We start from the raw sequence: 16,931 nt of genomic DNA on the forward strand, positions 1-16,931 counted from the left end.
GGGTCACCTGCCGAGGAGTGCTCGGTAGAGCCGGAGGCTTTCGGCCGCGTTGACTGCCCAGTTGAAGTGGTCGGGAAGGCGGCCGGTCAGGCGTTCGGCATGGGTCAGGATGTCCACGAGGTGATCGAGGTCGCGGTACGTGTAGCCGCCACTGGCGGCGAGCAGCTCTGGTGCGGTGCCGAGGTGCTCTGGCAGCAGGACCGGGGTGCCGCAGGCGAGCGCCTCGGCGATGGCGAGGCCGAAGCCTTCCCAGCGCGACGTGGACAGCAGCCAGTCCGCCGCGCGGTAGAGGCCCGGAAGGTCGGTGTCGTCCAGATCTTGAAGGACGGTGAGTTCACTGCTGGCTGATGTGACCGGCGCGAACGTTGGTGAGTGACCGAGCAGCACGGAAACAGACGCGATATCCCGAAGCCGGGTCGTGGCGGTCTCGAGGACGTCCCAGCCCTTCATCGGCGTGATCTTTCCGACCCATACGAGCCGGAGGCGTCCCGCCGGATCAGGCGACCATGGCGAGACTGTTTCTCCGGCCGCGAGGAGGTCGGGTATCGGTCTGCGGCCCGCGACGTGGCCGTCGGCCCCGAGGTCGATGTGGAAGCCGCTGGCGGGCGTGGTTGGCCTCCCAGGGTGGAACCGTTCGCGGTCGACTCCGTTGGCCACCGCGAGTGGCAGAGGAATGCCGTACTCCGTCGTGAGATCCTGGGCCGCGTACTGGCTGACGGCGATGACCTGGTCGGCGGCCTGGACGAGTTGGTGTTCGTCGCGAGCAAGGCCGCCCGCGTCGAGGCGGACGGCACTGAACTCGCCGCGTACGAGGACCGGGGCTCGGTCTTCGCGAGGTTTGGCGAGATACCGCAGGGTCTCTGCCTCCCAGGTGGAGCAGTCGACGACATCGGGCCTGACCGCGTCGAGGGCGTCGGCGACGGCCTCGCGGTGTTGAACCAAGTCTTCGGTGCGGGGAAGCGAGACGACGGTGACATCCCTTCCCTGTAATGGGTGGGGTGACTCCTGCGTGATCATGGTTACCGATGCGCCCAGGTTGGCGAGATGCCGGGCCAGGGAGCGGTAGAGCGTGCAGATGCCGCCGCGGCTCACTTCGTGAAGATCGCGGTGGACCAGGGCTACGTGGATCATGCTGGCCTCGCCGTGGCGAGCCGTTGGAGGCGGGTGCTGGCCGAGTTCCAGGCAACCTCGATGATCGGCAGACACCGCGTCCGGACGGGGTCGTCCTCGGGCAGTTCGTGGTGCAGGCGTAGCTCGCGGGTCAAAACCACAGCGAGGTTGAGCACGAATGCGGCCTCGATGCCCGTCTCACTCACGATCGCCTCAATGCGCTCGCGGATCACTGGCGTTCGTGCGCCGACCTGGGTGTGAAGCATCGCAAGGTCGAAGCCAGGAAGGAACAGCCCGGTGAACTCCCAGTCGAGTAGAACCGCCGTGGTCTCGGCCTCGTCGTCACTGTCGGAACGGCTGGCATCGAGGAGGATGTTGCTGGCCAGTGGGTCGCCGTGATTGAGCTGTGCCGGCGCGTCGCATCGAGCCAGCAGACTGTCCAGAGCCTCTCGCTGGACCTCAGTGAGGTACCCCTTGGCCTGGTACCGAGCCACGCGCTCGGAGTAGTCGAAGGTGGGCGAGAACCGGACGGCGGGGTGGGTCCACTGATTCAACGCGGTGATGCAGTCCAGGACGGCATCGACCTCCCGGGTCTCGAGCTCCCGCTGGGGGTAGCGTTCGGCCGCGAGGGGCGATGCGTCGACCCATTCCAGGACCAGCAGCCGGTCATGGTCGGTGTGGAGCAGACGAGGAACGCGGACAGGCGGGGTGGTGTCACCGAAGACCTCGTAGACGTCCAGCTCGTGTCGCCACTTGGCTGCCCAGAACGGATCTGGGTCAATCAGATACTTCACCGCTGCCGGTTCGCCGCGGAACGAGCCTCGCGCCAGCAGGGTCTTGTCCGTGCGGCGTAGCACCGTGTCGATAGTCAGCCCGATCGTGGCTGCGGAGCCAGGCAGATCAGTCGGCGTGTGCGACATCGGCGGTCTCCTTGATCGAGTCGATGATCCGTTGGCGAAGGCCGGTCTCGGAGCGCTCCCCGTGCCAGACCGCGGTGATCTCTGCGACGCAGCGTTGAAAGTACTGGTCGCTGAGCGCATGACCGCCTGCCAGGCGCGCCAACGAGTGCCAGTACATGACGGCGATGTACAGCCGGAAGTGCTGCGTCTTGGGCGTGCGGGCGGGCCAGCGACACCACATCTGTTCGGTGAGGGTCCCGAAGTGGGCGAGGGCATGCCCATCGCCGACGGTCGCGCCGACCATGCTGGCCTCGCTCGCGATGCGGTGGTAGACGACGGTGGGCTCCGGGATGTGCACGAACCGATAACGATGATCGCGGGCCAGACGCAGCCACATGTCCCAGTCCTCCAGCGCGGGAAGGTAAGGGTCGAACCGGGCCGCCTCCGGTGGGCGCCGAAGCACCGCGGTGTGGACCGGCATGAAGTTGGCCACCGACAGCAGGTCCGGATCGAACGGGAACGTCGCAGTGGTACTGAATGCCGGCGGGTTCGCGGGGTCGACGCGCGCTTCCTGGACGACGCACACCGTGTACGCGAGGTCGGCATCCCCTGTGCTCAGCGCTGCGAGGGCTGTGCCGAGGTGGCTGGGCAGGAAGATGTCGTCGTCGTCGAGGAAGGCGAGGTAATCACCTCGTGCGACCTGAATGCCGACGTTGCGCGCTGAAGGGAGACCACCGTTCTGGTTCAGATCGATGAGGCGGACGACGAGGCCCTGCTCGCGGGCTGCGTTCGCGACCGTGCTCACGTCGCAGCCGCCGTCATTGACGACCACTACCTCGACGGAGCCGGGTACGGCGTACTGGGCGGCGACGCTGGCCAGGGCATGCCGCAGAGGGCTCGGTCGGTTGTACGTGGGGATCACGACGGTGACGAGGGGTTTCATGCCAGTCTCCGATTGGCGGCGAATGCCAGGATTGGGGCCGGATCGCCGCGGTGAGTCCAGCGAACAAGTGTCGACCGCTCGGCCAGGGCGGTGAGGAGGCGGCGGGCGTCAGCGAGGTACTCATCCCGCCCCCGCTCGGTCCGCGGAAGGTACCGCTGGTTCAGCGTCGGATCGAACATCCAATCGGTACGCACGTGAGTGAGAAGCTCCGTTACGGGATCCGCGACGGGTTCGGGTTCACCCGCGTCGCCCGACGAGTAGCTCGCCAACACGATCAACGTCGTAGCCGGGGAGCGGCGGGGGAGGTCTACCGTGATCGGATTGTCGTGACCCAAACGGCGGTAGGTGTAGAGCACGCGCCGATCGAGCGAGTAGACCTCGGATCTCGACGACCCGCGATATGCCTCGACATCGAGCCCGTCACGATCCCACGGCTCCGGCAATGCGCCTTCGAGGTCAAGAAACGTGCCGATCTTGAGCGGAATCAGCGTGGGAAGCGATGTCAACGTGAGAGTGCCCGCGCCATCAGGCTCGTACATGATCAGGTGGTCGTTGGACATATACCTCATCCCGTGCCGGAGAGCGGCCTTCAGAGCGAGGGTGGTCTTGCCGCTTCCCTTGTCTCCGACAACAACGATCCTGCGGGCCTCATCAACGACCGCGGAGGCATGTAACATCGTGTACCGCCGCTGCTCGCAGTGGTCGACCAGGACTTCCCGGACGCACTTCCGGGCAGTGATCGAGAGGCTTTCGGCGGCCTGGGCACGCAGACGGACCGTGTGGTCAGAGCGGTCTATCCGCCAGGAGACGCCCCACTGGTTGGTGTTCGCATCGGGTTCTGGCAAGCCAACCTGGGCGTCGACCGTCCAGCCGTGGCCCGGCAAGGCGGCAGCCGTCGAGGTGTAGAACTCGCCAAGATAGTCGAGGACCGATTCTTCATTCGAGGTCACCTGCACCTCGACCGGTCCGACCGCGAATCGACGCGGGTGCATCATGACGCCTCCTTGATCGAATCGCGCCGCCGTGCGGCCCGGACGGTGATCCGGACGCCTTCCGCGAGCGGGGTCGTGGGGTGCCAGCCGAGCAAGTCCCTCGCCCGCGAGATGTCCAGCGCCATGCGCCGCACCTCACCAGGCAGCGGATCGGCATGCCGCGGCGTTCCGGTGCCAACTGCCCGAGATACCAACCCAGCGATCTCGGCGATGGTCGTTTCGGCGCCCGAAGCGATGTTGACCAGCCCGAGGCCGCCAGTGGTGCAGGCGGCGGTCACAGCCTCGGCGACGTCGGCGACGAACACGAAGTCTCGCGTCTGGTGACCGTCGCCAAAGATTGCCAAAGGCCCGCCCGCCATCGCGGCCTGTGCCATCAGGCCGACGACGCCGCACATCGGGCCAATTTGGCGCGGCCCGTAGACGTTGCCCAACACGAGAGCCGTGTAGTCGACGCTCCGGTGATGTCGGTACCAGGCGAGGTACTTCAGAGCCGTCGCTTTGCTCAGCCCGTACGGACTGGTCGGCGCGATCGGCGCGATCTCCGCAACAGGCACGGCGTCGCCTTCCACCGTGCCGTAGATCGCGCTGGTGGCCGCGTACACCACGAGCCTGGTCTCTGCCTCGGCGCACGAATCCAGGACGTTCATCGTTCCCCGGATGTTGATGTCCGCGTCGACGAGCGGCGACCGTGTCGAGGCTGGCAGGTTCGACTGCGCTGCGAGATGGACGACGATCTCCGGCCGCCACTGCCGTATAGCGTCGGCGGCATCGGTCGACCGCACGTCATAGATCCGAATGTCCGCATCGGCCAGGCCGGCGCCAAGGCTGTCGTGCAGGTTCTCGAGCCGGCCCGTCGAAAGATCGTCGATGATCTTGACGCGCGCGCCCTCAGCGAGCAACCGGGCGACCACGTGGCTGCCGATGAAGCCGGCGCCACCGGTTACGACGATCGTCGACTCGTTCAGCCCACCATCTGCGCCAAGCCGCAGAACCGGATCAACCATATGCCCACCTCAACTTCTTCGGTTCGCGTCACCTCGACCCCCGGCAGGTCAGAAGTGGTCGGTCACGTGGTGAGTTTGGGCTTGTCGACGACATCGGGAAATTGACGCGACCCGTGGTCCGAATCCACGTGCGTCGGACAACAGAGCGGTGGGACCGGGCCACGCGAACTTCCGTCGAAATCCACTACCCTCTGGTCATCGCAGATCGACGACCAGTTGGGGGCGGGGTGGCTCGGCGCAAGACGTTCGATGTCACCGGCGTATCGCTCCCGTTCTGGCGGCGCGATGACGTGCGGCTCGCACTGGCCCGTCGCGAGATCGGGACCCTCTTCAAGATCTACCTCGAAGTACACCCGGACTGTACGCAGACCCAACTCGCGCTCCTGACCAGCCACGACCGGTCCGACGTATCGAACTTCATCCGAGGAACCCGTGGCCCGCGCGTCACTGACATCGACGTGCTGGCCCGCGTCGCCGATGGGCTCCTGATGCCCGACGAATCCCGCGTGATGCTTGGCCTCGCTCCGGCCGATGTGGCCATCTCAGCGTTCACCGCACCGAAGCAGCGCGAGGCCCCGGTTGGCGACAAAGCCGCAGTGACATCCGGGTGGTTCCGACCCACCCGATCCGAACAACCACCACGCATCTCGATCTGCGGGAGCCGATCGCCAGACGCGGACGACAAGGCGATCGACGGCTGCATCATCGCCGTGAGTCGGTGGCTTATGAATCACCACTTCGACGTCGACCATGGACCGCGAGGCGTCGGCATCGAGATCATGACCTACATCGCCAATCACTACCGGCCACCCAGCCTCGGTGCGGCCGTCGGCGTCTTCGGCCATCCGAACGTCGTCCGTAACGCCGACTACGTCCTCGTGTTCGGTGGCGGCCAGGGCACGCTGGACGAGATCGACCTTGCCATCTCCATGGACAAGAAGATCATCCCTTGCGGCGCCACGGGCGGAGCGGCCCGCAGCGCGCTCAACCGAATGCGGACCAATCTACGATTGCGCGAGTGGATCACGCAGGACCTGTTCGACTCGCTGGACTCATGCGCCATCGCTGACGAGTTCATGGAACTCATCGAGCGGATCATCACCACCGACCGTAGGAGTGACATCCGTGAGTGACAGACCGTACGTCCTGCTCAAGTGCGCCATGTCCCTCGATGGCTACATCGACACGGCCGGCCCGACGCGACTCATCCTCTCCAACGAGCAGGACCTCGACCGGGTCGATGCGGTGCGGGCCGCCTGCGACGCGATCCTCGTCGGAGCCAACACCATCCGCCGAGACAACCCCAGGCTGATGGTGCGGTCCGAAGCCCGCCGCGAAGCCCGGACTGCCGCCGGACTCTCGGTCACGCCGGTCAAGGTCACGGTGAGCCGTGGAGGTGACCTCGATCCCACCGCGGCGTTCTTCACCACCGGCAACGTCGAGAAGATCGTGTACTGCGAGACGAGCGCGATTGATAAGCAACGGGAGAACCTCGGGTCGGTGGCGACGGTCGTCGACGGCGGTGAACCGCTCTCATTCCCGCGCGTACTGGCCGACCTCGCCGGGCGCGGCATCGGTCGGCTCCTGGTCGAGGGTGGCAGCAGCGTACACACCGCACTGCTGACGGCGGATCTTGCCGACGAGTTGCACCTTGTCGTGGCGCCCTTTTTCGTCGGCGAGGCCGACGCTCCCCGGTTCGTGAACCCGGGGGCATTCTCATGGACATCAACGAGCCGGGCGCGCCTTGCCGAGGTACGACAGGTCGGGGACGTTCTGTTCCAGCGCTACGCCCTTTCCGACCGCTTCGCCCCGATTGACTGAACGCTATCTCTCGATTCGGACTCGCCTCCGTTGAGTCGGCTGACCGAGTGTCGTTGGTTGCGTGGCCGGCCGACCTTGAGGCGATGCGCGAAAAGCCGACAACGCTCCCTGCGCAGACGCGGCGTCAGACCAAGTCCTGATGTTCCCCGAGGCTCAATCTCCCAACCCCGCGACAGTTAGGGGCTGGGGCCTGCGATCGAGACCCGTGGCGGCCGCGATGAGAGCGGTAGTTTCAGTGACCGAGCACCTTTGGCTGTCCTCAACTGAAAGGCGGCTCAGATGTCGCACGTCGACAAGATCACCGGTGAGCTGCGTGCGCTTGTGGCGGGCGTCGAGCGTGCGCAGGGGCTGGCGGCCGCGGCCGACAGGCAGGTGCAGGAGGTGTCGTTGCGTGCTGTGGGATCCGGATTCGCTGCGGTGGCGGCTGGCTTGACCCGGGTGCGTGGCGCAGTCACGGCGATCCAGGGTGGCCTGGGAGTCTTGGCCGGTTCGATCGGTGAGACGACGAAGGCCACTGCAGCCGTTCCGCAGCAAGCCACCCCGCAGGAGACGATCTCCGGGCTGACACCCGTAGAGGCGGCGACGGACAGTGCCCGTGATGCGGCGGCCGGGGTCATTAGGCAGGTCGGCGAGGCACAGCAACTCGTCAACATGGTCTTGCAGGGTGGGCAGCCAGGGCCGTTGCTGCAGGCGTTGGAGAGCATCAAGCAGGTCCTGGTGATTGTGGTCCAGCGCACCGGCACCGCCCGGCAGTATGTGCAAGCGGCGATCGCCGAAGCGCGCCAGCTCGGGTCCTCGGGAAACTGACCCGGGCTGGCGGTGACGTACTGGCCAGCCCGATCCTTTCCGCCACACGTGCCTTGAGCCCTCAGTTTCCCGCTCGTGGCGGCGGCACTTCCAATGAGCATGGCGCCCCGTGGACCCGTCAACCAACGGGTGTCCTCGGCGGATCACCGACTGGCCCCCGAACTCGGATCCCACCCCGGGAGGACGCAGAAGTGCGGCGATCGCTGGAGTTGGAGAACGGTTGCGCCGACACGGTCGCCGGCCAGGGCTACCGGGTTCACCAGAACCCGACGAGGCGGGAGATCGCCGAGGCGCGGGAGAGCACCGGCGATGCCGGGAAGCCGGACAAGGAACCGGACTACCTGATCGAGGGGCTCGTCTTCGACTGCTACTCACCGACCCCAGGCAAGGCGGTGCGTGGGGTTTGGACGGAGGTGTCGGGAAAGGTATCCAGCCAGCAGACCCAACGTGTGGTGCTGCACCTACGGGACTGGCGCGGTGACCTCGGCGCACTGCAGAAGCAGTTCGACGACTGGCCGATTCACCAGCTCAAGGAACTCACGGCGGTGACCCGCAGTGGTGAGATCATTCAACTCGTCCGGCGAGACTGAGAAGGCAGGCAGCACGTGGCTATCGAGTACCGACTGACACTGGCAGGCGCCATCCCGCTGGAACAGGTGGCCGAACTCGCCGCCCCAGAAGGCGTCGAGGAGTCGCTCCGACCCGGCTATCCCCGCCTGCTGAGCGCGGACTTGGCGGACACGTCCGGGTACAGCCTCAGCATCTACGGAGGCAGCAACGGCTACTTCGACGCCGAAGACGAAGACGGCTCCCAGTGGGAGTGGGAACCCGACACCTACGTCAACATCGTCTTCCACATGCCCAAGGACGACGCCCTGCGCACCGCGACACCACACATGGTCACGGCCGTAGCCCGCGTGCTCGCCAGCCAACCCGAGGACGCCGCGTTGGTACTGAACGGCAACTCGCTCCTGTTGACTCGACTCGCCGGAACTCTCCGCACACACCGCCGCGCGTGGTGGGACAACTACGGCATCACCGGCATCTGAACGCTCAAGACCACGCTCGAGCGGCACCTCAGACCCGATTTCGAGATGAGTCCGATGACGGGCAACTTGTCATGGTCGACGACCCCGGACGGGGGCACCGAATCCTTCTTCGGAGACTGCGGGAGGCACCCAGCCATGAACCGTCAATACGCCTCTGCTGGTGCCGTCGTCACCGCCGGCGATCTGCGGAAGCCGGACTTCCTGTTGCTCGATCAGGTCCGTAGGACCGGCGAGCGACAGACCGTTGCTCCGAAGGGTCGCCTTGAACCAGGTGAGGCACCACTTCGGGCAGCCCGGCGGGAAGTGGCTGAGGAAGCCGGCCTGAGCGACACGCACTACAGCGCCTACCTCGGGCAGGAGGCGTACACCTTCACCGACAACGACGGCGTACCTGCGGCGAAGACCGTCGACTGGTTCCTCTTCACGGCTACGACCACCGCCATCACCCCGGCCCAGGACGAGGGCTTCGTCGAAGCCCGCTGGCTCGATGCCGCCGCCGCCCGCCAGGCCGCCAGTCACGCCCAGTTCCAACAACTACTGGATCGTGCCCTCGCCGTCATCGCGTGGCGCGCCACCAAGCCCTCGCCGTTCAGCCAGGATCTCAGCGAACTGGTCTCCCAGGTGGGGGCAGACGCTCAGGCCGCCCTCACCGAACATCCGGAAGCCGGGCTGGGACTGTGCGGATCCGCCGCACGCGGTGACTTCGTCGACGGTTGGAGCGACGTCGACTTCGTCGCCTGGAACGTGCCCGCGACATCACCAGCGGCGGCCAAGCTCGATCAGGCCATCGCCAAGGCCTCGCGCCGCTACGGCCCACGAACGTCGCTACACCTCGCCGACGCCCACGGACGCGACGCCCGCCGCCTCGGCGACCTGTACGACATGAAGATGCGAACGGTGCTACGCCGAGTCGGGCTCGACACCGCAGTGATCGCAGGTGTCGCCCCCGCCCCCACCGTCACCGCAGAAGCCGTTGACCTTGCCAACGACATCGCCGCGCTCCGTGACTTCACACTCGCCCGTCTCGCCTCGAACCGCGACACCACCATCGGACGCAGAGACACCGCGCGCCGAGTTCTGTCCGCGCTCTCCAGCGCCGCCCGACTGATCGTCACGCACCGGGATCCGTACGCGTCCCTACGGCTTCCCGACGTGGCGGAAGCCCTGCGTGACTGGCCTGACGATCAACTCAGCATGCTGCTGTACGACTACGACGCCTACCGCCGTGCTGGCGCCGGCGGAATCGAGCAGGCAGAACGACTCGCCGGGCGTGTACCGAGCGCTCTCACGGCTGCACTACGGCTCGTTGAAGACGGCTCCATGCTGCCATGATCCTCTTCGTTGACGGGATCGACGGCAGTGGTAAGACGACGCTCATCCGGCGCCTCCGCGACGCAATTACTCGCGGAGGCACGTCGGCGTACACCGCTGAGCCGCTCTGGCGGTACCTCGATGCCATCACCGCACCCGAACAGTTCGGCGGGTGGGTAACGAGCAGCGGTGGACTGGACGTTGCCGAGGCACTCATGACCGCTATGGCCCGCCGGGTCGACGACCTCCGGGGACGTGACCCACAGCAACCTCACGTACTTCTCGTTGATCGAGGGCCGAAGACCGTCTACGCCTCTGCCCGCGCGCACGCCAAACAGCAACGGGACAAACTCGCACCCGTCCGAGCGCTTCTCGCCGAGGCTGTCCGAGCGCTTCAGGACTCCCAGCCATGCGTGGCGGTAGAACTCAGCACCGGCGCGGCACTCGATGTCGCCCTACCACGCATCGAGTTGGCTCAGGCCGTGACGCCACGATACCTGCGTTACCTACACGCATTCTCTGAGGAGATGGATGCCGAGTCAGACTGGCCAGACCTACCAGCACACCGATTGAGCCCGTCCGCTCCAGTCGACCAGAACTGTCGGGCGACTGTCGAAGCCCTTGGCAGGGCGTCAAGCAAGGATGAGTCCTATGGTCAGGGTCGTGAGCCGCGACGATCTTGACGCTCTTGTAGTCGGTGCTGGCGTGTCCGGGCTGACGACTGCGGTCTGCCTTGTCGAGGCCGGTATGCGGGTCGAGGTGTGGGCGGCGGACCCGCCCGAGCGGACCACCTCGTACGCGGCCGGGGCGATGTGGGGTCCGTACCTCGTGGAACCGGTCGACCGGGTGCGGGCGTGGAGCGCTGAGACTCTCGATGTCTTGCGGGATCTGGCCGTGGACCCGTCGACGGGGGTGCGGCTCGTCGCCGGTGTCGAGGCGTCTCGCGAGTGGGTCGATCCGCCGGAGTGGGGCGACCAGCTCGACGGGTTCCGGGTGTGCGGGGCGGGCGAGCTTCCGGACGGCTTCGTCTCCGGGTGGCGATACATCGCGCCGCTGGTCGACATGCCGGTCTATCTCGGCTACCTGCGACAGCGATTCGAGGCGGCTGACGGCGTGGTCGAGATTCGGCGTATCGACGCCTTCGACCAGGCCGCTGGTGTCGCTCCTGTTGTCATCAACTGCGCCGGCCTGGGCGCTCGGCACCTCGTACCCGATCCTGAGCTGATTCCGATACGCGGGCAGCTCGTCGTGGTGGAGAACCCCGGCATCACCGAGTTCTTCTCCGAGGACACGGGGCTCTCACCGGACCTGACGCACTTCTACCCCCACTGCGAGACAGTCGTCGTCGGCGGGACCGCGCTGCCGGGCGAGTGGAGCAGAGAACCCGATCCGGACACCGCTGCGGCGATCATCACCCGCTGTGCCGAGATCGAGCCACGTCTTCGGGACGCCCGGGTCATCGCCCACCGGGTCGGTCTGCGCCCCACACGGCCGTGCGTCCGTGTCGAGCAGGAACGACTCGACGGCATCCGTGTGATCCACAACTACGGCCACGGCGGGGCAGGACTCACGCTGTCCTGGGGCTGCGCTTCAGAGGCGGCGGCACGAGCGGTGCGCCCGCGAAGAGGCCGACATGCGGATGGCTGACGAACAGATGTTCGGCGCCTCCCAGCCGGCCACGATCAGGTCGCAACCGAGATGTGGGCATGCCTCCAGCGGCGAGCCCGATGGCACGACTGCCCGCGAAGATCAGCCGCGAGCGGCAGACCACCAACCGGTAGATGATCTTTGGTGATGTGCGCGATGTGTGCTCCGCAGTCGGTGACCGCAGGTGAACGGCGTCGCGCGACCGTGGCCGCCGGTGACGGCCGGCCCGGCCAGGCCCGGCGACGTGCGGTCGGTGTGTGATCCGCTGGTGGCGGTGCCAGCGCTGATCACCCCGGGAGCTTCCTGCGGTACGCTGACAGCCGCCGCCGAGCGGCGTTGATACGTCCGGCCCTCGTAGCTCAGGGGATAGAGCATCGGTTTCCTAAACCGTGTGTCGCAGGTTCGAATCCTGCCGGGGGCACGCAGGCAAAACGCGCCTGTTTGATCTAGGCGTTTTTGGGGCGTGGGGTCACCGTGGGGTCACCGACCCCGCGAACCCCGTCCCGGGAACTCCGTCACATTGGCCTTCCCGGGCGTGTCGAGAAGCCGCTGAGCCCGATCCAATGCCGCTTCCGCGAGCACGTCACCTTCGTGCAGGATCTCCGCCCGGAACTGGCTGATCTCGGCCATCGCCCGGTCGTACCGGTCGGCGGCGAGCTGGTCGCGGACGGCACTCTGCCGGGCGGCGTGCCACCACGACAGCCACAGCGCGGCAACGGTAAGTCCGCACATGGTGGCGATGATGGCGATAACGGCGAATACGACCAGGCCAGCGGTAGCGCCGCCGCCGAGGACGAACGAGGCGTGAACCCCGAACCCCACCCACGCGGCCTTGGCGGCGGCAACAGCGGCGACAGCGGCGGCGGTGAAGCGGCGCGGAGGCTGGCGCACTTCGGTGAGTCGGGCGGTCCCTGCGGCGATGTGCTCGTCCAGCTCGGCCATATCCGGGTTGCCGGCGGTGACGCGCCGCGCCGGTGTCGGCGGGCGGGCGTTCCAAGTGCGCTGGCCCGGGGCGGGCCGGCTCGGCGGGTATGTGCCGTAGCGGCCCTCGGCCTGGTTGCGGGATCGGGCCCGGCGGCGGCCTGGTGCGGGACGTGCCTGGCCACGGAGGCGGGCCTGGGCGATGCCGGTCCACACGGCCCAGACGCCGATCAGGGCGACGGCCGCGGTGACGAGTACACGCCCGACGGATGCGTGATCGTCTACGTAGGTGCCGAGGCTGGCGGGCGTGGAGAACGCGGATGCGTGGGCGAAGCGGACGACCCAGTCGACGGCGGCGAGGCCACCGATGGCGCAGGTGAGGGCGGTGTATCGGTGGTCGGGAACGCCGGTGTGGCTGTCGCGGGGCCGATCCCGTGGGTGTCGGCGTTGCTGAGGGGTGATTTCGGCGGTGGGCCCGTCGATCTGGTGGCGTGGGTGCATCGTCCCTCCCCTGCGGGTCCGGCGGACGGGACCCGTCCAAGCTGGGGTGTGCGAGTGTTAACGCGCGATGTCGCAAAGGGTTCTTAAGAGATCACTGTGGAGCGAAGCTTGCAGCTCCGCAACCATCCGCGCCGCAAATCGCGCCCGCTGCAACTTGCAGACCGCAGAAGTTCCACCGATCGGCGCGGACGGCTGGACCGACCAGACGGTAAGGGTTGACTGAGGAGATAGACAGTACGCGACTCAGGCTGCCGGAACGGCCAAGCGGAACCGGTGAGCGGGGTATTCGCTCGGCGGGCCCTCCGGGTGGATGACCACGAGCAGCGGCACACCCTCCGGCATGGCATAGCGGTCCCGCTCCGCCGGAGTCGGCTGCCGGGCCGTCAGCTCGTCACCCGGCGAGAGGACGATGCGTTCCGGCTCTACCTGCTCACGCACCACGATCCCGTAGCCGCGTATCGCCGTGGCCAAGCCCTCCTGGCGTAGTAGCCCCAACGCGGCGCGGGCCGTTTTGAGAGCCACCCCGAAGGTCTGCGCCAGGTCCCGCTCGGAAGGCAGGCGGGCACCTGGCCTGAGCTGCCCGGACGCGATCCGCTCCCGCAGCAAGTCGGCCACCTCGACGTAGCCGACGGCGGGCTGCTGCGGGAAGACCACGCCCGCACGCTAGGGCCAGCGTCATGCGAGACGACCAGGGTAGCCAGCTAGCCCAATTTTGAGGACGTTATGGGATGCGCTCGGGGTTGGCGGCGGCACCCGGATCGTCATGTGTGCGGGCGCGCCACCGGCGGCCGACCCTGGCGGGCTGCGCGAGCACCCCGTACACGGCGTCGTACACCTTCCGGGCGTTGCTGCCGTCGTAGCCGGCGAACACGGCGATGCCGACGCCACCGAACACGAAGACGTGGGCGCGGCGGGTCGAAGCGGCGAACGCGGCGAACCCGGCCCGCTCATCGGCGCGACCCACCGGCAGGCGCTTCGCCAACGCGTCACCGGCACGGTTGAGTAGGCGCAGAAGCTGCCAGAGCAGCCAGCCGCCGCCGATCAGCGCCGGAATGGTCACCAGGCCGAGCAGGTAGCCGAAGGTCATCGCGTGGTGTCCGATCCGGCGTCGGTGACCTGCTGGACAGCGGCGAGGTAGATGCGGTAGCTGGCCGACGTCGACAGCCGCGAAGACGAACCGAACGCCGGTCGATCCCACAGCACAATGATCTCCACGTCCGGGGCGTTGTAGGTGCGCGACCACGACGAGCCCGGACGCTCGAAGACGGCGGCCACCACGCCGCTGCCGTCGAGTGCCGCGCCCGGCCACTGGTGGCCGGAGTGGTAGACGCGGGCGCCGGGCCGTAGTCCGCGGTGGTCCGGGATCTCGACGTACTGGCACTGGGCCAGTTCGGCGCGCAGTCGAGCTATCTCGGCCGTCTCCTCCGGCGGGAGCGCGGCGAGGGCGGCGTCCGGGGCGGTCCCGGCCGGTCCGCCGAGGTTGGTTGCAGCGTCGGTCATGCTGATCTCCGTTCGGTCTTGGCTAGCAGGCGGTCGATGGCGCGGCGTGCGCGCGGCCCTGGACTGTCAACGTCGGCCATGCCGTGATCGGCTGCGGCCTGCCCGGTCGGATGCAGGGGCACCGGCGACACGTAGTCGATGGTGGCGTCCAGCTCGTCGGGGTCCAGGACGCCGAAGTTGGCGGCCAGGCGCAAGGCGAGAAGCTCGGCCGTGTCGTGGCAGCCGGCCCAGCCCGCGCACACCCGCCCGTCCTGCTGGTGGCAGGCGAACACTCCGGTCGGCTGGTCCCAGGTGGGGCGGTCGTAGAGCGGCAGCTTGGCGTACTCCTCGGACGCCCACACCCCGGACGGCACGTCCAGCCGGTACGGGCAGGTGCCGCACGGGTGGCTGGCGGGTCTGAGCATCAGCCCAGCGTCAGCAGCTCGGCGGGTACCTCGACGATGCCGCGTACGAGCGGCGGCAGCGGCAGCGGCGACGGACGTCCTTGCAGGTGCTGCTCCCACATGTCGCGGATCTTGTCCGCGCCGACCCGGTCGGGACCGGTACGCGCCGCGTCCCGCTCGATGCACACCTCCAGCGGCACGGCGGTGAAGTCCACGACCCGGAACGACGAGCGGGTCCGGTCGGCGATGTCCCACAGCGCGGTCAGGTGCCCGTCGGGTGCCTCGTCCAGGTTGGTGTCACCTGCCACGACCGAGATCCCGGCGCGGAGCAGCCCCAGGACGGCGCCGTGGCACACGATGCTGGTCTGCTGCTCCTGCTCGGGGGTGCCGATCCAGCGGCCGTGCATCATCACCCGCACCGAGTCCCGGTCGACGCACGCCCGGTCGGCTGAGGCTGCGGCCACCCACCGGGCTGCCCACGTCGATTTACCGCTCGCTGGGAGCCCTCGGGTGACCACCAGCTCGGGCACGATCACGACGCACCCCCAGTCGTCGCCTGCTCCGGCTGGTCGATGTAGAAGGCGCGGAGCTTGTCGAGCAGCGGTGTCACCTCCGTGCCCTGCGGCATTCCGTGCTCCTCCATGGCCTGCCACTCGTCCCGCAGGATCCAGGCGGCGTCGTGCCGCTCGCCACCCATCCGCAGCAGGTTGAACAGAGCGTCGCGGAAGGCCGAGGTCACGCCGCAGCACTGCAACAGATCGCCGTCGTTGCGCAACCGGAAGGCGCACCACTCCTCGGCGGTTAGCGGCCCGATGAGGTCGGGGCCGTCCTCGTCCTCGCGGGGGTCGTAGTCGGCGGCGTGGGCGTTGTGCTCGTTCCAGCGAGTGAAGTCGTCCTCGGTCGGTCCGTCGAACATGGCGGGGCTCCTCAGCGGCTGGCCGGCGTGCCGGCGGTGGTCGGTTGGCGGCGGCGGACGCAGCACCGGCAGTCGTAGTCGCAGGCGGCGCGGCCGAACCCTTCACGGCGGACGGTCGGTGCGGGCCGTAGGTGCTGCCGGGTCAGGCACGTCCAGATGGGTCCGCCACCGGCCAGCAACAGCTCCCAGCGGGGCTGCCCGTCGACCTGCTCGCAGCCGTCCGTGCAGCGGCGGATGATGAACCCTTGGCGGCCACTGCCGGGGCCGGCGGCGATCCGGGCACCGTCCCACGGCTGCGGCGTCCAGCGGGGGTCGTCGCCTTGGGCGGCGTCGATCTCCCAGGCGCGGCGGTGGAGGACTCGGTCGTGGACGGCCGTGCGGCGTGCCTGCTCGCCCTCGACGGTCGGCCCCGGCCCCTCCGGTTCTACGAACACTGGCACCGGGCCTCGGCCGATGTGCGCGTTGGTGCGCTTCTGCTGCCCGATGCCCGCGCATGCCTCGTAGACGTCCTGCACCCACACGTTGAGGCTGCGCAGCGCGTCGTCCAGACGGGCCAGGTACGGGCGGGGCAGCAGGGCGTACACCTCGGCACCCCACTCGATACCGAGGGCGGTCGCCTGCTCGGCGAGACGAGCCGCGGTGACCGAGCCGGGGGAGTCCATCCGCAGGTCGTAGGGGGCGAGGACGGTGTCCAGCTCGACCAGGCCGTGCAGCGCGGACAGGATCAGCACCCGGGCCGGGCGGCCGGTCGCCTCCGTGTCGAGGCGGGCGGAGCGCTTGGCGTTGTCGAGGGTGTGGCGGAACATGCTGCCGGTGTAGAGGTCTCGGGCCGCTGCTGGCTGGCCGAGCTTCCGGCCGCCGCACGGGATGACGTACGTGATGCCGTCGTAGGCGGTCACGGACGGCCACCGATCGCGGCAGCGCGGGCCAGCAGCCGCCGGCGTCAACGCCGGGCAGGGCATGTGCAACGGGCTGATGTCGATGCCCCGCTGCTGGATCCGCTCGCGCTCCAACGGGGTCATGGCGATGGCGTTGCACGACTCGTGGCACAGGCCCTTGCAGTCGATCTCGGGCAGCTCGGCGTAGAGCTGATCCATTTCCGCTGTCCGGTCGCGGCCCTGCCGACG

General features: G+C 68.0%; 21 protein-coding genes and 1 tRNA gene. 9 read left to right on the forward strand and 13 right to left on the reverse strand.

Going from position 1 to position 16,931, the window contains the following annotated elements:
- Window positions 1-3 precede the first annotated feature (3 nt).
- The 5 genes from ACQVFL_RS02210 to ACQVFL_RS02230 are packed head-to-tail and all read right to left on the reverse strand — an operon-like array spanning window position 4 to window position 4,948.
- Window positions 4-1,131: a glycosyltransferase family 4 protein gene (locus ACQVFL_RS02210; RefSeq protein WP_431728487.1), complete on the reverse strand. Its 1,128-nt coding sequence runs from the start codon at window positions 1,129-1,131 to the stop codon at window positions 4-6.
- On the reverse strand, window positions 1,128-2,030 hold the full coding sequence (locus ACQVFL_RS02215) for a phosphotransferase family protein (RefSeq protein WP_431728488.1): 903 nt from the start codon (window positions 2,028-2,030) through the stop codon (window positions 1,128-1,130). Before ACQVFL_RS02215 ends, ACQVFL_RS02210 begins: the two co-directional genes overlap by 4 nt.
- Window positions 2,011-2,952, reverse strand: a complete 942-nt coding sequence (locus ACQVFL_RS02220) for a glycosyltransferase family 2 protein (protein WP_431728489.1) — start codon at window positions 2,950-2,952, stop codon at window positions 2,011-2,013. Before ACQVFL_RS02220 ends, ACQVFL_RS02215 begins: the two co-directional genes overlap by 20 nt.
- Window positions 2,949-3,947: a hypothetical protein gene (locus ACQVFL_RS02225; RefSeq protein WP_431728490.1), complete on the reverse strand. Its 999-nt coding sequence runs from the start codon at window positions 3,945-3,947 to the stop codon at window positions 2,949-2,951. Before ACQVFL_RS02225 ends, ACQVFL_RS02220 begins: the two co-directional genes overlap by 4 nt.
- Complete coding sequence (locus ACQVFL_RS02230; RefSeq protein WP_431728491.1) at window positions 3,944-4,948, reverse strand: NAD-dependent epimerase/dehydratase family protein; 1,005 nt, start codon at window positions 4,946-4,948, stop codon at window positions 3,944-3,946. The genes ACQVFL_RS02225 and ACQVFL_RS02230 overlap by 4 nt, the downstream gene beginning before the upstream one ends.
- 227 nt (window positions 4,949-5,175) lie before the next feature.
- On the opposite strand from ACQVFL_RS02230, the gene ACQVFL_RS02235 reads away from it, so the two are divergent.
- From ACQVFL_RS02235 to ACQVFL_RS02275, 9 genes are all read left to right on the forward strand, one after another.
- A complete protein-coding gene (locus ACQVFL_RS02235) occupies window positions 5,176-6,081 on the forward strand; it encodes a hypothetical protein (RefSeq protein WP_431728492.1) in 906 nt (301 codons plus the stop codon).
- A complete protein-coding gene (locus tag ACQVFL_RS02240; RefSeq protein WP_431728493.1) occupies window positions 6,074-6,769 on the forward strand; it encodes a RibD family protein in 696 nt (231 codons plus the stop codon). Before ACQVFL_RS02235 ends, ACQVFL_RS02240 begins: the two co-directional genes overlap by 8 nt.
- Window positions 6,770-7,048: 279 nt before the next feature.
- The gene (locus ACQVFL_RS02245) at window positions 7,049-7,576 is read left to right on the forward strand and encodes a DUF6244 family protein (RefSeq protein ID WP_431728494.1); all 528 of its coding nucleotides are present in this window, start codon (window positions 7,049-7,051) and stop codon (window positions 7,574-7,576) included.
- Between the two features lie 191 nt (window positions 7,577-7,767).
- Complete coding sequence (locus ACQVFL_RS02250; RefSeq protein WP_431728495.1) at window positions 7,768-8,166, forward strand: hypothetical protein; 399 nt, start codon at window positions 7,768-7,770, stop codon at window positions 8,164-8,166.
- Window positions 8,167-8,181: 15 nt separating this feature from the next.
- Window positions 8,182-8,625, forward strand: a complete 444-nt coding sequence (locus tag ACQVFL_RS02255) for a SitI3 family protein (RefSeq protein ID WP_431728496.1) — start codon at window positions 8,182-8,184, stop codon at window positions 8,623-8,625.
- A gap of 135 nt (window positions 8,626-8,760) precedes the next feature.
- Window positions 8,761-9,957: an NUDIX domain-containing protein gene (locus ACQVFL_RS02260; protein ID WP_431728497.1), complete on the forward strand. Its 1,197-nt coding sequence runs from the start codon at window positions 8,761-8,763 to the stop codon at window positions 9,955-9,957.
- Complete coding sequence (locus ACQVFL_RS02265; RefSeq protein ID WP_431728498.1) at window positions 9,954-10,619, forward strand: hypothetical protein; 666 nt, start codon at window positions 9,954-9,956, stop codon at window positions 10,617-10,619. Before ACQVFL_RS02260 ends, ACQVFL_RS02265 begins: the two co-directional genes overlap by 4 nt.
- Window positions 10,600-11,583, forward strand: coding sequence for an FAD-dependent oxidoreductase (locus ACQVFL_RS02270; RefSeq protein WP_431729763.1), 984 nt, complete (start codon window positions 10,600-10,602; stop codon window positions 11,581-11,583). Before ACQVFL_RS02265 ends, ACQVFL_RS02270 begins: the two co-directional genes overlap by 20 nt.
- 348 nt (window positions 11,584-11,931) lie before the next feature.
- A tRNA-Arg gene (locus ACQVFL_RS02275) sits at window positions 11,932-12,004 on the forward strand.
- Window positions 12,005-12,063: 59 nt separating this feature from the next.
- Here the strand turns inward: ACQVFL_RS02275 and ACQVFL_RS02280 are convergent.
- The 8 genes from ACQVFL_RS02280 to ACQVFL_RS02315 form a co-directional block, all read right to left on the reverse strand.
- Window positions 12,064-13,005, reverse strand: coding sequence for a hypothetical protein (locus tag ACQVFL_RS02280; RefSeq protein ID WP_431728499.1), 942 nt, complete (start codon window positions 13,003-13,005; stop codon window positions 12,064-12,066).
- A 243-nt stretch (window positions 13,006-13,248) separates the two neighbouring features.
- Window positions 13,249-13,659, reverse strand: coding sequence for a winged helix-turn-helix domain-containing protein (locus ACQVFL_RS02285; RefSeq protein WP_431728500.1), 411 nt, complete (start codon window positions 13,657-13,659; stop codon window positions 13,249-13,251).
- A 67-nt stretch (window positions 13,660-13,726) separates the two neighbouring features.
- A complete protein-coding gene (locus ACQVFL_RS02290) occupies window positions 13,727-14,092 on the reverse strand; it encodes a hypothetical protein (RefSeq protein ID WP_431728501.1) in 366 nt (121 codons plus the stop codon).
- The gene (locus ACQVFL_RS02295; protein WP_431728502.1) at window positions 14,089-14,505 is read right to left on the reverse strand and encodes a hypothetical protein; all 417 of its coding nucleotides are present in this window, start codon (window positions 14,503-14,505) and stop codon (window positions 14,089-14,091) included. The genes ACQVFL_RS02290 and ACQVFL_RS02295 overlap by 4 nt, the downstream gene beginning before the upstream one ends.
- Window positions 14,502-14,909, reverse strand: coding sequence for a DUF6283 family protein (locus tag ACQVFL_RS02300; RefSeq protein WP_431728503.1), 408 nt, complete (start codon window positions 14,907-14,909; stop codon window positions 14,502-14,504). Before ACQVFL_RS02300 ends, ACQVFL_RS02295 begins: the two co-directional genes overlap by 4 nt.
- The gene (locus ACQVFL_RS02305) at window positions 14,909-15,424 is read right to left on the reverse strand and encodes an AAA family ATPase (RefSeq protein WP_431728504.1); all 516 of its coding nucleotides are present in this window, start codon (window positions 15,422-15,424) and stop codon (window positions 14,909-14,911) included. Before ACQVFL_RS02305 ends, ACQVFL_RS02300 begins: the two co-directional genes overlap by 1 nt.
- Window positions 15,421-15,804, reverse strand: coding sequence for a hypothetical protein (locus ACQVFL_RS02310; RefSeq protein ID WP_431728505.1), 384 nt, complete (start codon window positions 15,802-15,804; stop codon window positions 15,421-15,423). The genes ACQVFL_RS02305 and ACQVFL_RS02310 overlap by 4 nt, the downstream gene beginning before the upstream one ends.
- A gap of 11 nt (window positions 15,805-15,815) precedes the next feature.
- On the reverse strand, window positions 15,816-16,901 hold the full coding sequence (locus tag ACQVFL_RS02315; RefSeq protein WP_431728506.1) for a DUF6884 domain-containing protein: 1,086 nt from the start codon (window positions 16,899-16,901) through the stop codon (window positions 15,816-15,818).
- Window positions 16,902-16,931 lie beyond the last annotated feature (30 nt).

The sequence above is a fragment of the Verrucosispora sp. TAA-831 genome (assembly GCF_050780145.1).
GTDB lineage: Bacteria > Actinomycetota > Actinomycetes > Mycobacteriales > Micromonosporaceae > Micromonospora.